Source organism: Achromobacter sp. ISS7 (assembly GCF_056523125.1).
This window is the reverse complement of the sequence record NZ_JAWRZD010000001.1, coordinates 4,340,542-4,353,798: the sequence shown is the minus strand read 5'-3', so window position 1 is coordinate 4,353,798 and position 13,257 is coordinate 4,340,542. Positions and strand designations below refer to the sequence as shown.

The 13,257-nt window shown below is 66.4% G+C and carries 13 protein-coding genes and 1 pseudogene; 11 read left to right on the top strand and 3 right to left on the bottom strand.

Annotation, left to right across the window (positions count from 1 at the left end):
* Positions 1-138 precede the first annotated feature (138 nt).
* Positions 139-2,658 (top strand): annotated as a pseudogene (locus tag AC1HFW_RS19610) (cation:proton antiporter); the annotation flags it as partial.
* A 466-nt stretch (positions 2,659-3,124) separates the two neighbouring features.
* Here the strand turns inward: AC1HFW_RS19610 and AC1HFW_RS19605 are convergent.
* On the bottom strand, positions 3,125-3,931 hold the full coding sequence (locus AC1HFW_RS19605; protein ID WP_061072729.1) for an NUDIX hydrolase: 807 nt from the start codon (positions 3,929-3,931) through the stop codon (positions 3,125-3,127).
* A gap of 293 nt (positions 3,932-4,224) precedes the next feature.
* Here AC1HFW_RS19605 and coxB point away from each other — a divergent pair, with 293 nt between their 5' ends.
* From coxB to AC1HFW_RS19580, 5 genes are all read left to right on the top strand, one after another.
* Positions 4,225-5,382, top strand: coding sequence for a cytochrome c oxidase subunit II (coxB, locus tag AC1HFW_RS19600; RefSeq protein WP_035359862.1), 1,158 nt, complete (start codon positions 4,225-4,227; stop codon positions 5,380-5,382).
* A 101-nt stretch (positions 5,383-5,483) separates the two neighbouring features.
* Positions 5,484-7,091, top strand: a complete 1,608-nt coding sequence (gene ctaD, locus AC1HFW_RS19595; protein ID WP_006392369.1) for a cytochrome c oxidase subunit I — start codon at positions 5,484-5,486, stop codon at positions 7,089-7,091.
* 35 nt (positions 7,092-7,126) lie between these two features.
* Positions 7,127-7,255, top strand: coding sequence for a cytochrome oxidase small assembly protein (locus AC1HFW_RS19590; protein WP_006392370.1), 129 nt, complete (start codon positions 7,127-7,129; stop codon positions 7,253-7,255).
* 6 nt (positions 7,256-7,261) lie between these two features.
* Positions 7,262-7,486, top strand: a complete 225-nt coding sequence (locus AC1HFW_RS19585) for a DUF2970 domain-containing protein (protein ID WP_006392371.1) — start codon at positions 7,262-7,264, stop codon at positions 7,484-7,486.
* Between the two features lie 38 nt (positions 7,487-7,524).
* Positions 7,525-8,400, top strand: a complete 876-nt coding sequence (locus AC1HFW_RS19580; protein ID WP_006392372.1) for a cytochrome c oxidase subunit 3 — start codon at positions 7,525-7,527, stop codon at positions 8,398-8,400.
* 163 nt (positions 8,401-8,563) lie between these two features.
* Here the strand turns inward: AC1HFW_RS19580 and AC1HFW_RS19575 are convergent, their stop codons facing one another.
* Complete coding sequence (locus AC1HFW_RS19575; RefSeq protein ID WP_006392373.1) at positions 8,564-8,764, bottom strand: twin transmembrane helix small protein; 201 nt, start codon at positions 8,762-8,764, stop codon at positions 8,564-8,566.
* Positions 8,765-8,800: 36 nt separating this feature from the next.
* On the opposite strand from AC1HFW_RS19575, the gene AC1HFW_RS19570 reads away from it, so the two are divergent.
* The 5 genes from AC1HFW_RS19570 to AC1HFW_RS19550 are packed head-to-tail and all read left to right on the top strand — an operon-like array spanning position 8,801 to position 12,845.
* On the top strand, positions 8,801-9,598 hold the full coding sequence (locus tag AC1HFW_RS19570; RefSeq protein ID WP_035359864.1) for an SURF1 family protein: 798 nt from the start codon (positions 8,801-8,803) through the stop codon (positions 9,596-9,598).
* A gap of 48 nt (positions 9,599-9,646) precedes the next feature.
* Complete coding sequence (locus AC1HFW_RS19565) at positions 9,647-10,261, top strand: SCO family protein (protein ID WP_050813115.1); 615 nt, start codon at positions 9,647-9,649, stop codon at positions 10,259-10,261.
* A gap of 21 nt (positions 10,262-10,282) precedes the next feature.
* Entirely contained in the window at positions 10,283-11,317 is a 1,035-nt protein-coding gene (locus AC1HFW_RS19560; protein ID WP_241069609.1) for a COX15/CtaA family protein, read from the top strand.
* A gap of 13 nt (positions 11,318-11,330) precedes the next feature.
* Positions 11,331-12,221, top strand: a complete 891-nt coding sequence (gene cyoE / locus AC1HFW_RS19555) for a heme o synthase (protein WP_006392377.1) — start codon at positions 11,331-11,333, stop codon at positions 12,219-12,221.
* An 18-nt stretch (positions 12,222-12,239) separates the two neighbouring features.
* Positions 12,240-12,845: an SCO family protein gene (locus AC1HFW_RS19550; RefSeq protein ID WP_479284997.1), complete on the top strand. Its 606-nt coding sequence runs from the start codon at positions 12,240-12,242 to the stop codon at positions 12,843-12,845.
* A 95-nt stretch (positions 12,846-12,940) separates the two neighbouring features.
* Here the strand turns inward: AC1HFW_RS19550 and AC1HFW_RS19545 are convergent, their stop codons facing one another.
* Complete coding sequence (locus AC1HFW_RS19545; RefSeq protein ID WP_006392379.1) at positions 12,941-13,162, bottom strand: DUF3717 domain-containing protein; 222 nt, start codon at positions 13,160-13,162, stop codon at positions 12,941-12,943.
* Positions 13,163-13,257: the final 95 nt, after the last annotated feature.

Below are 13,257 nucleotides of genomic sequence, written 5' to 3'. Positions count from 1 at the left end.
TGTCGCGGCGCGTATCGCCTGGCCCGATCGGGGTAACGAAACGTGCGCCGGAAATATCTGTTCGCCGGAATCGACAGGAAAACCCGCTATTCTTGTGGAACTTCTCACAAGCTTCATGATCGGGACGCGGCGTTATCCATGGATGTAGGTTTTCTCGTATTCGGCCTGGCCGGGCTGTTGACCCTGGTGTGCTTCATGCCGCCGCTGGCTGGCCGCCTCAAGCTGCCCTACTCGGTGCTGCTGGCGATCGTCGGCTGCTTGCTGGGTATCATCGTGCACGTCCATGGCTGGGCGCCGAGCTGGATCGGCGACTTCCTCGACTCGCTGGAACGGTTCGAGATTTCCTCCGAGACCTTCCTGATGGTGTTCCTGCCGGTGCTGCTGTTCGAGACCGCGCTGTCCATGAACGTGCGGCGCCTGATGGACGACATCGGCCCGATCCTGATGATGGCGATCGTGGCGGTGGTGGTGTGCACCGTGGTGGTGGGCGTGACGCTGGACGCGATCTCGCCCTATGGCCTGGTGGTCTGCCTGCTGCTGGGCGCCATCGTGGCGACCACCGACCCGGTGGCGGTGGTGGGCATCTTCCGCGAAGTGGGCGCGCCCAAGCGCCTGACCACGCTGGTCGAGGGCGAGAGCCTGTTCAACGACGCCGCGTCGATCGCCTTGTATTCGGTGCTGCTGGCCGTGCTGGGCGGCCATGGCGAGCTGACCGTCAGCGGCATCTTCAATGACTTCATCGTGCACTTCATCGGCGGCGGCATCGCCGGCTTCGCCATGGGGCGGCTGGCCTGTTTCCTGTTCGCCTGGCTGCGCGGCTTTCCCACGGCCGAGATCACGCTGACGCTGACGCTGGCCTACCTGTCCTTCTTCATCTCCGAGCACTACCTGAATGTGTCGGGCGTGGTCGCCACGGTGATCGCCGGCCTGGTGGTGGGGTCGACCGGCCGCACCCGCATGTCGCCGACCACCTTCGAATACCTGTCGAGCGCCTGGGAACAATTCGGCTTCTGGGCCAATTCCCTCATCTTCCTGTTCGCGGCCATGCTGATCCCCAAGCTGATGGCGGCGGCCGATTGGCAGGAACTGGTGCTGGTGGCGGTGGTGTTCGTGGTGACGCTGGTGGCGCGGGCCATCGTGGTGTTCGGGCTGCTGCCGCTGCTGGGGCTGACCAAGCTCGGCACCAAGGTCAGCAACCCGTACAAGGTGGTGATGCTGTGGGGCGGCCTGCGCGGCGCGGTGTCGCTGGCCCTGGCGCTGGCCGTGACCGAGCAGACCGGCGTGGCCGAAGAGGCGCGCCAGTTCATCGCGGTGGCCACCACCGGCTTCGTGCTGCTGACGCTGTTCGTCAACGGCATCAGCCTGCGGCCGCTGATCCGCATGCTGGGCCTGAACCAGCTGTCGCCGGTCGAGCGCACCATCCGCAACCAGGCGCTGGCGGTGGCGCTGGAGGACCTGCAGGGCAAGACCGAGGAAGTCGCCAAGACCGAACACATCGGCAGCGAGGTGCGCGACCGTATCCGCGCCGTGTTCGACGCCAGCCTGACCAGCGTGCATGACGGCCAGGTCAGCCAGATGAGCGACGAGCAGCGGGTGGCGGTGGGCCTGGCGATCGTGGCGCAGCGCGAGGAGGAAATGTTTTTCGACATCCTCAAGGCGCAGATCGTCGACTGGCGCATGGCGGAAACGCTGCTGGCGCGGGCCGAACGGCTGGAGGACGCGATCCGCATGGGCGGGGTGCCGGGCTTCGAGCGCGCCATCATCGCCGACGTGCGCTATTCCTCGGGCTTCCGGCTGGCCTTGCGGCTGCATTACCTGTTCGGTTTCCAGGGGTGGCTGGCGCGCGAGCTGGGCCATCGTTTCGCCAACCTGATGAGCAAGCGGTCGGTGGCGCAGCGCCTGATCGTGTTCGCGCGCGAGCAGATCACGCCGCTGCTGGGTGAAACCGCCACGCAGCGCATCGTGTCGCTGCACCAGCGCCGCCTGGACCTGATCGAGAACGCCATGCAGGCGCTGAACCTGCAATACCCGTCGTACGCGCAGTGGCTGCAGGAAAGCTACCTGGGCCGGGTGGCGCGCGAGCTGGAGCGGATCCGCTACCGCGACATGCTGGAACAGTTCCTGATCAGCGGCGAGGTCTACGCCGACCTGATGGCGCAGTTGAAGAGCCGCTGGGCGCATATCGACACGCACCCGCCGCTGGACATCGAGATGAGCGCGGCCGACCTGATCAACCGCGTGCCGCTGTTCGAGGGCTTGTCGGCCGATTCGCTGCGCGCCATCAGCAAGCTGCTCAAGCCGCGCCTGTCGCTGCCCGACCAGCGCGTGCTGACCAAGGGCCGCCATGGCGAAGAGATGTGTTTCGTGGCGTCGGGCGCGGTGGCGGTGCACCTGCCGGACAACACCATGATCGAACTGGGCAGCGGCGAGTTCTTCGGCGAACTCGGCCTGCTGGGCGAGCAGCAGATCGCGCCCGAGGTGACCTCGCTGGGCTACAGCAAGCTGCTGATGCTGTCGTCGCGCGATTTCCATGCCCTGCTGGCGCGCGACGAGCACCTGCGCGAGCGCATCCAGGTGGTGGCCAAGCAGCGCCTGCGCGCCATCGAGGTCTGGAAGCAGTTCTCGCAGGCCAACGCGGCGCCGGCGCCCGCTCCCGCGCCGGCCTCCGCGCTCACGCCGTCACAGGCGGCGGAAGCGGCCGAGGCCGCGGGGGCGCAGAACGGGCTCGATACGCGGGCGGTGCAGGCGCTGCGGGCCGCCGATCCGGGCGCGTCGCAGGCGCTGCCGGCCGTGGCGAACGCGCCCGAGACGCCGCAACGTCCACAGCAGGTCGAGACGCGGCAGGCCGAAGCACGGCAGGTGGAAGTGCCGCAGGCCGAGACCCGTGCGGCCCAGCCACAGCAGGTCGAGACGCGCGCCGCGCCGTTGCAACAGGTGGAGACGCGCCACGCCGAGGCGCACAAGGCCGAGGAGCGCAAGGCCGAAACGCGCGAGACGGACCCGGCGCCGGGAGGCGCCAGCGCCTGATGCGGGGAGGTCCGCGCCGGCAGTCCGGCGCGGTCGAGTCGCGCGCCCGCTGACTCGCGCCCTTTGAACGTCCAGTCAGTCCGCGCGCGGCGCCGGCTCAGATTTCGCCGGCCGCGCGGCGCTGCATGATGTCTTCGAGGATCACCAGCGCCGCTTCCAGTGTGAATTCACCGTCGGCCACGCGCCGCACCACGGTGTCGACGTCGGCGGCCGCGATTTCCATCACTTCGCCATCGCGATTGGCGGGCCGCGCATCCGCCGCCAGCACGCAGGTGCTGGTCAGCACGTCCTCGACCTGGTAGCCCTCGGGCAGGCGGCGGTGGATGCGCAGGATGGTGCGCAGCGGCGAGCGCTGCGCCAGGTCCGGCGCGTCCAGGCCGGCTTCCTCGCCGCATTCGCGCACCAGCGCGACGTCCAGGTCTTCGCCGCGGCCGGCCAGGCCGCCCACCAGGGTGTCCCACATGCCGGGGTCGGTGGATTTGCTGAGCGCGCGCCGCGCGATCCAGATGCGGCCATCGGGCGTCCAGGCGTTCAGGTGGACGGCCTTGGTCAACAGGCCCAGCGGCCGCATCGCCGCGCGTTCGATGACGCCCAGCGCGGTATCGCCATCCAGCACGTCGAGCAATTCGTCGCGCCAGCCGCGCAGGCAGTTGGCTTGGCGCAACAGTTGCGCGGCCTGTTCGAGTACCGCATCGAGGGCGGGGCCGGGCGACAGCGTCGCGCCGATGCGCAATGCATCGGCATCGGACTCGATGTGGGCGGCGCCTTGCAAGGCATCGCAGGCGGCATGCGTGGCCCAGCCGCAGCGGCGCCCCGCTATATAGAGCGCGTGCGCGCCAACCGGGGCGGGCTCCTGGGCCCGTGCGCTCAGGGCGGCATACAGATCGGACAGCTGTTTGGGCATCGTGAGGCAGGTGTTAATAAGACTGTCCGCGATTTTATGCCACCCCTGTTTACCCTGGGTCGTGAACGAACGCGCGCAGATGGGGGCAAGCGGTATGAATTCAAGAGCACAAACTTACATCCATTTGCGCGTCCGCTATAATCCGCCAGTTTCTTTGTGATTTCGAGTGGGAACGCGGGGGCCGCTCTATCTCCCTGCTTAACCCTGCCATCTAATAATTGCGCGTAGTCCTGTTGCAGTGACATCCGTGCCACTAGGCGACAAGGGCCCTCGCGCCGTGTTTCGAGGTAAGCATGAAGAAGTGGAGAGGGATACTGGGCGCTTGTGCGCTGCTGATTGGCAGCGTGGCCGTCGCTCAGGTGCAAGACATGCCCGGCGGCCCGAAGGTCAATCAGCTGAACCTGCACGAAGGCGTCACGCAGATCACGCGTGATGTCATGTGGCTGCACTGGCTGCTGCTCACGATCTGTATTGTGATTTTCGTGGGCGTCTTCGGAGTGATGTTCTACTCCATCTGGGCGCACCGGAAATCGCGCGGACACAAGGCCGCGACCTTCCACGAACACCTTGGCGTGGAAGTGGCCTGGACGGTCATCCCCTTCATCATCGTTATCGCCATGGCGCTGCCGGCCACCAAGACGGTCGTCGCCATGAAAGACACTTCCAGCGCCGACCTGACCGTCAAGGTCACCGGCTACCAATGGAAATGGGGCTACGAATATCTCGACGGCTCCGCCGCCGGGATCAAGTTCCTGGCCACCCTGTCGACGCCACGCGCCCAGATCGAGAACCGCGAGCCCAAGGGCCAGTTCTACCTGATGGAAACGGACAACCACATGGTGGTGCCCGTGGACAAGAAGATCCGCGTGATGTTGACCGCCGCCGACGTCATCCACTCGTGGATGATTCCCGATTTCGGCGTCAAGCAGGATGCCATCCCCGGCTTCCTGCGCGATGCGTGGTTCCGCGCCGAAAAGCCCGGTATCTACCGCGGCCAGTGCGCCGAGCTGTGCGGCAAGGACCACGCGTTCATGCCCATCGTCGTGGAAGTCCTGTCGCAACCGGACTACGATAAGTGGGTTGAAGACCAAAAGAAGAAGATGGCGGCAAACGCCGACGATCCCAATAAAGAGTGGACGGAAGCCGAACTGGTTGCCCGTGGCGAGAAGGTCTTCGCCGCCAATTGCGTGGCCTGTCACCAGGCCAACGGCAAGGGCATCCCGGGCAGCTTCCCCGCGCTCGACGGAGACAAGGTTGTCCTGGGCCCGAAAGCCGCCCAGATCAACACCGTGCTGAAGGGCAAGCCCGGCACCGCCATGGCGGCGTTCGGGCCCCAGCTCAATGATGTCGAGATCGCCGCGGTCATCAGCTATACGCGCCATGCCTGGAGCAACGCCGGCAAGGGGCAGGACCCGACAGTGATGCCGAAGGACGTGGCGGCCGCGCGTTGATCGCGCCCCGCTTTCCCATCGCCAGAGCTGGTTCCGTTTAGTCAGAGATACCCTGCCGGTTCCGTGGAACGGGGCCGGCACTCAGCAGGAAGGAGTCCATCATGAGCAGCGTCACTGTAGACCACGTGTCGCCGGGCCACGGCCACGGTCACGATGACCACCACCACGCCATGCCCACCGGCTGGCGCCGCTGGCTTTTCGCCACCAACCACAAAGACATCGGGACGATGTATCTCATCTTCTCGTTCGTCATGCTGCTCGAAGGCGGCACGCTGGCGCTGTTGCTGCGTACCGAGCTGTTCGAGCCGGGCCTGCAGTTCTTCCGCCCCGAGCTGTTCAACCAGTTCACCACCATGCACGGCCTGATCATGGTGTTCGGCGCCATCATGCCGGCGTTCGTGGGCTTCGCGAACTGGATGATCCCGATGCAGATCGGCGCGTCCGACATGGCCTTCGCCCGCATGAACAACTTCAGCTTCTGGCTGCTGCCGGTGGCCGCGATCATGCTGACGGCCTCGTTCTTCGTGCCGGGCGGCGCCACCGCCGCCGGCTGGACGCTGTACGCGCCGCTGTCGCTGCAGATGGGCCCGGGCATGGACCTGGCCATCTTCGCCATGCACATCATGGGCGCGTCCTCGATCATGGGCGCCATCAACATCATCGTGACCGTGCTGAACATGCGCGCGCCCGGCATGACGCTGATGAAGATGCCGCTGTTCTGCTGGACCTGGCTGATCACCGCGTTCCTGCTGCTGGCCGTGATGCCGGTGCTGGCCGCCGCCATCACCATGGTGCTGACCGACCGCCACTTCGGCACCGGCTTCTTCAACGCCGCCGCCGGCGGCGACCCGGTGCTGTACCAGCACGTGTTCTGGTTCTTCGGGCACCCCGAGGTCTACATCATGATCCTGCCGGCGTTCGGTATCGTGTCGGCCATCGTGCCCGCGTTCGCCCGCAAGAAGCTGTTCGGCTATGCCTCGATGGTGTACGCCACCGCCTCGATCGCCGTGCTGTCGTTCATCGTGTGGGCCCACCACATGTTCACCACCGGCATGCCGGTGACCGGGCAGCTGTACTTCATGTACGCCACCATGCTCATCTCCATCCCGACCGGGGTGAAGGTGTTCAACTGGGTCGCCACCATGTGGCGCGGCTCGATGACGTTCGAGACGCCGATGCTGTTCTCGATCGGCTTCATCTTCGTGTTCACCATGGGCGGCTTCACCGGCCTGATCCTGTCGGTGGCGCCGATCGACATCCAGGTGCATGACACGTATTACGTGGTGGCCCACTTCCACTACGTGCTGGTGGCCGGTTCGCTGTTCGCGCTGTTCGCCGGCACCTACTACTGGCTGCCCAAGTGGACCGGCCGCATGTACAGCGAAAAGCTGGGCAAGGTGCATTTCTGGTCGACGCTGATCTCGTTCAACGTGACCTTCTTCCCGATGCACTTCCTGGGCCTGGCCGGCATGCCGCGTCGCTACGCCGACTACGCCGCGCAGTTCACGACCTTCCACCAGATCGCCACCATCGGCGCCTTCTGGTTCGGCCTGTCGCAGCTGATCTTCCTGTGGGCGGTGCTGCGTTGCTACATGGGCAAGGGCGAGAAGGCCACGGCCAAGCCGTGGGAAGGCGCCGAAGGGCTGGAATGGACGGTGCCGTCGCCCGCGCCGTTCCACACCTTCGAAACGCCGCCCGAAGTCAAGTGAGCGCCGATTCCAACCCCGCAACAGGCAGCATGGCAATGACCCCCGAGCAGCGCCGACGCAACAAGATCGCAGGACTGATTCTGCTGGTATTCGTCATTGCCGTCTTTGCCTGGACCGTGTTTCGCGGTTCGGCGCTGTTGACGGGCAAGGCCATCGGCGGCTAGCGAACCATGAGCGACGACCTGCGTGAATCCGCCCAGCGCAAGCTGAGTTTTCTTCAGACGATGAAGGCGGTGGCGTGGGGGTTTTTCGGCGTCCGCAAGGGCGCGGGCTACCGCGAGGACAGCGCCAGGCTCAATCCCGTCCATGTGATCGTGGCGGGGTTGTTGGCGGCGGCGATCTTCGTGACCGTGCTGGTGTTAATTGTGCGTTGGGCGGTATCCAGCCTGACTTGAATCACTTAATTCTATAAATCAGTACCAGGGAGAAAGCCATGAGTGCAAGCCACTCGGTTCAAGGTAAAGAGGCACCCTATTACTACGTGCCCGCCGATTCGGGGCATCCCGTGCGCACGGCCGTGGCGCTGTTGCTCATGGGCCTGGGCGCCGCGGGCTGGATCAACGGCGTGAGCTGGGCCAAGTGGTCGGTGCTGGTCGGCTTCATCGCGCTGATCGTGGTGCTGTATTACTGGTTCGGCGACGCCATCCAGGAATCCGAGGCCGGCATGAACAGCAAGCGCATCGACGGGTCGTACCGTTGGGGCATGAGCTGGTTCATCTTCTCGGAAGTGATGTTCTTCGCGGCGTTCTTCGGCGCGCTCTGGTATGTGCGCACCATCACCACGCCGTGGCTGGGCGACATGGACCACCGCCTGATGCTGTGGCCCGATTTCCAGGCGGTGTGGCCCAACTTCGGCCCGGCCGGTGTGGTCGAGCACTTCCAGACCGTGGGTCCCTTCTGGCTGCCGACGATCAACACCGCGCTGCTGCTGAGCTCGGGCGTGACGCTGACCATCGCCCACCATGCGCTGCGCGAGAACCATCGCGGCAAGACCATGTTCTGGCTGGCGGCCACGGTCATCCTGGGGTTCATCTTCGTCGCCTGTCAGGCCGCTGAGTACCACCACGCGTACACCGAGCTGAACCTCAAGTTCAATTCGGGCGCCTACGGTTCGCTGTTCTACATGCTGACGGGCTTTCACGGCTTCCACGTGATCCTGGGTGCGACGATGCTGACGGTGATCCTGATCCGCCTGATGCGCGGCCATTTCACCGCCGACCATCACTTCGGCTTCGAGGGCGCCGCCTGGTACTGGCACTTCGTGGACGTGGTGTGGCTGGGCCTGTACCTGTTCGTCTACTGGTTCTGAGGCCAGGGTCCGGCGTTGCCGGGCCGATCGGCCGGACACGGGGCGAGGCTGGCGGGCCGCCGGGAAACACCGGCGCCGCGGGCCTCGCCCTTCGTTTCGTGGGGGTCGTGTTCCAATAGGGCCGGACCCGCCGGCATTTGGCGGGAACCGGCCGGACGCGGGCCTATCTAAGACCGGTGCTTTCGATCCAGCCCATGTGGTGGGCGAACAGCACGAACAGGAACAGGGCCACCGACAGGCCGATGCGCACCGTCAGCGCATTGACCGTGCGGTTGGTGCTGCCTTTGTCCCGCATCAGGTAGACCAGGGCGGATGCCAGACTGGCCAGGATCCCGATGAAGGCCAGTACGACGAAAACGCGCATGATGGTCTCCGGACAAATCGAATGTATTGAAGACAAATGGCCCGACCGCATTCAACCCGCTACACGGTAGCCGCCTTGCTCCTGCTGGGGATCGCCGTGGTGATCCTGGCGTCGCTGGGCCAATGGCAACTGCGGCGCGCCGACGAGCGACGCGACATTCTGGCGGCTATCGAGGCCGGCCGCAACCAGGCGCCGCTGCAGTTGTCGCCTTCGACCGCCCCGGCCGACATGAAGCCGTGGCGCGTGGCCCAGGCCAGCGGCACGTGGCTGCCAGAATTCAGTGTACTGCTGGACAACCGCAACCATGACGGCCGGCCCGGCTACTGGCTGGCCACGCCGCTGCTGCTGGACGCCGACAAGCGCACCGCGGTGCTGGTGCTGCGCGGCTGGCTGCCGCGCGTGATCCAGGGCCAGGGCGCGCCGGCGCTGCCGGCCACGCCGCAGGGCGAACAGACCATCAAGGGCGAGCTGTCGACGCGCGTGCCGCGCATGTTCGAGCTGTGGTCGCTGGGCGGCCAGGATGCCTCCAGCCTGCCCGCCGCGCTGCCTGCGGCGGGCGGCGTGGTGCCGCAGGTGCAGAACCTGCCGCTGGACGCCTACGCGCGCGTTACCGGCCTGACCCTGCTGCCCGCGGTGGTGAGCCAGTTCGGGCTGGGTGAGGACGACGGCCTGGTGCACGACTGGCCGCAGCCGTCGGTGAATTTCCAGCAGAACACGATCTACGCGGTAGAGTGGTTCTCTTTTGCCTTGTTCGCCGCGATCGCGTGGCTGGTGGTGCTGGGGGGCGCCATCAAGCGCATGCGCCAACGCGCGGCCAACGACCCGGTGGCCTGAGCGCCGCCTTTCCCGACAACAGGATTCCGAAACAACGTGGCTCGCGACATGACTGCTTCCCAACCCGCCCGGCGCTCGCTGACGCCCATGGTGCTGGTGTTCCTGTGCACGCTGGCGCCGATCGTGGCGGCCTTCGTGGTCTACATGAATCCCCAGTGGTGGCCGGCCGACGCCAGCAACTACGGCCAGCTGGTCGAGCCGCAGCGGCCCGTGCCGGCGCCCGAGGCGCTCAAGCTGACCACGCTGGACGGCAAGCCGTTCGACCTGCACAGCCTGAAGGGCAAGTGGCTGCTGGTCGCGGCCGACGGCGCGGCCTGCCCGGAAAGCTGCGCCCGCAAGCTCTACATCACCCGCAACACCCACGCCAGCCAGGGCAAGAACGTCGACCGCCTGGCGCGGGTCTGGTTCATCACCGACGACGGCCCGGTGCCGGACAAGGTGATGGAGGCCTACCAGGGCACGATCATGCTGCGCGCCGATCCGGACCAGCTGGCGCGCTTCCTGCTGGCGCGCGACGGCGCGGCCGGCCAGCCTGGGCTGGCGCAGCCGATCTGGGTGATCGATCCCCTGGGCAACCTGATGATGCAGTATCCCGCCGACGCCGACGGCGTGAAGGTGCGCAAGGACATCAGCAAGCTGGTCTATAACTCGCGCATCGGTTGAATCGGTATTTAGTTGATTTCCATGGAACGCATCAAAGCGCGGTATCGCAAACTCGTCTTCTTCACCTGGTTCCTGACGCTGGACCTGATCATGTTCGGCGCCTTCGTGCGCCTGACGGACTCGGGCCTGGGCTGCCCGGACTGGCCCGGCTGCTACGGCAGCGTCACGCCGCTTGGGGCGATGGGCGATATCCACGAGGCCTCGCAGGCCATGCCGTTCGGCCCGGTGACGCTGTCCAAGGCCTGGATCGAGATGATCCACCGCTACGTCGGCTCGATCCTGGGCATGCTGATCATCGGCATCGTCTACATGGCCTGGCGTTATCGCCGCGAACTGGGCCGCTCGCCGGCCCTGGCGGTGACGACGCTGGTGGCCGTGTGCGTGCAGGGCGCGTTCGGCGCCTGGACCGTGACGCACAAGCTGATGCCCGTCGTGGTCACGGCGCACCTGGTGTTCGGCCTGTCGGTGCTGGCGCTGATGACCTGGCTGTCGGCGCGCGAGCGCCCGCACCATGCCGTAGCCGCCGCGGCGCGGCGCTTCAAGCCCTGGGTGGTCGGCGGTTTCGTGCTGCTGCTGGTCCAGGTGACGCTGGGCGGCTGGGTCAGCACCAACTACGCGGCGCTGGCCTGCATGGATTTCCCCATGTGCCACGGCAAATGGGTGCCGGACATGGACTTCCACGGCGGCTATTCGATCATCCGCGCCTTGGGTGAACTGCCGTCCGGGGAAATGATCTCGCAGCCGGCGCTGACGGCGATCCACTGGGTGCACCGCAATTTCGCCTTCGTCGTGTTCGCCTACCTGGGCGTGCTGGCCTGGCGCCTGCGGGCCGACCACGGCCTGCGCGGCCCGGCCACGCTGATGCTGGCGCTGCTGGGGGCCCAGCTGCTGACCGGCCTGACGACGATCTTCTTCCAGTGGCCTTTGTTGATCGCGGTGCTGCACAATGGCGGGGCCGCCGGCCTGACGCTGGCCGCGGTGGTCCTGATGGTGCGCCTGTCCACTGCGGGCGGGGCGCCGGCCGGGGGCTACGGCCCCAATTCGGTGCGCGTTTAAAATAGGGTGCATGATGACCAGTCTTGCCGCTCCCCAATCCGGATTGCTCCGCCAGTATTTCGTTCTCACCAAGCCGCGCGTCACCCAATTGGCGGTGTTCTGCGCGGTGATCGGCATGTTCCTGGCGGTGCCGGGCGTGCCGGACATGCGCCGCGTGCTGTTTGGCACGCTCGGCATCTGGCTGCTGGCCGCGGCCGCCTTCGCCATCAACTGCCTGATCGAGCAGGAAGTCGACGCGCGCATGCTGCGCACGGCGCGGCGCGCCACCGCGCGCGGCACCATTTCCGCTTTCCAGGTGCTGAGCCTGTCCGGCCTGCTGGGCGGCGCCGGCATGTTCGTGCTGTACACGCTGGTCAACCCGCTCACCATGTGGCTGACCTTCGCCACGTTCGTCGGCTACGCCGTCATCTACACCATCATCCTGAAGCCGCGCACGCCGCAGAACATCGTCATCGGCGGCCTCTCGGGCGCCATGCCGCCCGCGCTGGGCTGGGCGGCGGTGGCCGATTCCGTGCCGGCCGAGGCCTGGCTGCTGGTGCTGATCATCTTCATCTGGACGCCGCCGCACTTCTGGGCGCTGGCCCTGTACCGCAACCATGACTACGTCAAGGCCGGCCTGCCGATGCTGCCGGTGACGCATGGCCAGCAGTTCACGCGCCTGCAGATCCTGCTCTACAGCATCGCGCTGGTCGCCACCACGCTGCTGCCCACCGCGATCCGCATGAGCGGCGCGCTGTACCTGGCGTCGGCGCTGGTGCTGGGCGGCATGTTCGTGTCGTACGCCTGGCGGCTGTACCGCAACTACAGCGACGAGCTGGCGCGCAGCATGTTCCGTTTTTCCATCCTCTACCTGGCGCTGCTGTTCGGCGCCCTGCTGGTGGACCACTGGGTCGCGCTGATCTGACCCCCTGGAGATAAGTCGATGTCCGTATTTTCCGCCAGCCGACGCCTGGCCCTGCGCCTGGCCACGGCCGCCGCTTTCACCGTTGCCCTGGCCGCCTGCGGCGACAACGCGCCCCAATTCAAGGGCAGCGACATCAGCGGCACCCAGCTGGGCCGCGGCCTGGAGCTGTCGGACTACAACGGCAAGACGCGCACCTTGCAGGACTTCGCCGGCAAGGCGGTGGTGGTGTTCTTCGGCTTCACGCAGTGCCCGGACGTCTGCCCGACGTCGCTGGCCGAGCTGACCGAGGTGATGAAGAAGCTGGGCCCGGACGCCGACCGCGTCCAGGTGCTGCTGATCACCGTCGATCCCGAGCGCGACACGCCCGAAGTGCTCAAGCAATACGTAACGGCGTTCAACCCGCGTTTTCTGGGTTTGACCGGCACGCCGGACCAGGTGAAGAAGGCGGCGGCCTCGTTCAAGGCCTATTACGCCAAGGCGCCGACCAAGGACGGCAACTACACCATGGACCACACGGCGGCGTTCTACCTGCTCGACGGCAAGGGGGAATCACGGGTGCTGGCCAACAACAACATCGGGGTCGATGCCCTGGTGCACGACATCCAGGCCCTGCTCAAGGGCTGATTGCGCGATGGCCGCCCCAGGGGCGGCCTGCCAGGATCCGCCTGCGCGACTGCGCGGCCGGCGGACCGTGGCGAGGGGCTACGCGCCCGGCGGCGTCATGCGCCGCCAGCCGCCTGCCAGCGGGCCAGCGCGTCGCGGGCCTGGTCGCCGATTTCCGTGGCGGGCAGTTCGCGGCGGTGCGACATGATCATCAAGGCATAGGGGGCGGCCAGCGCGGCCGCCTCGGGGCACAGGCGGGATTCGTCGCCGACCGACGGCGAGACGTTGCGCCAATAGTTGATGGCCGCTTCGATCTGAGGCAAGGTAATGGCATCCATGGCCCTATTGTCCACGAATGCCAGGGGCTGTCCAATTGCATTGGTGCAGCAAAGAAGCGTCACCATCGCAACATGCCGAAACCGCATCCGGGTGC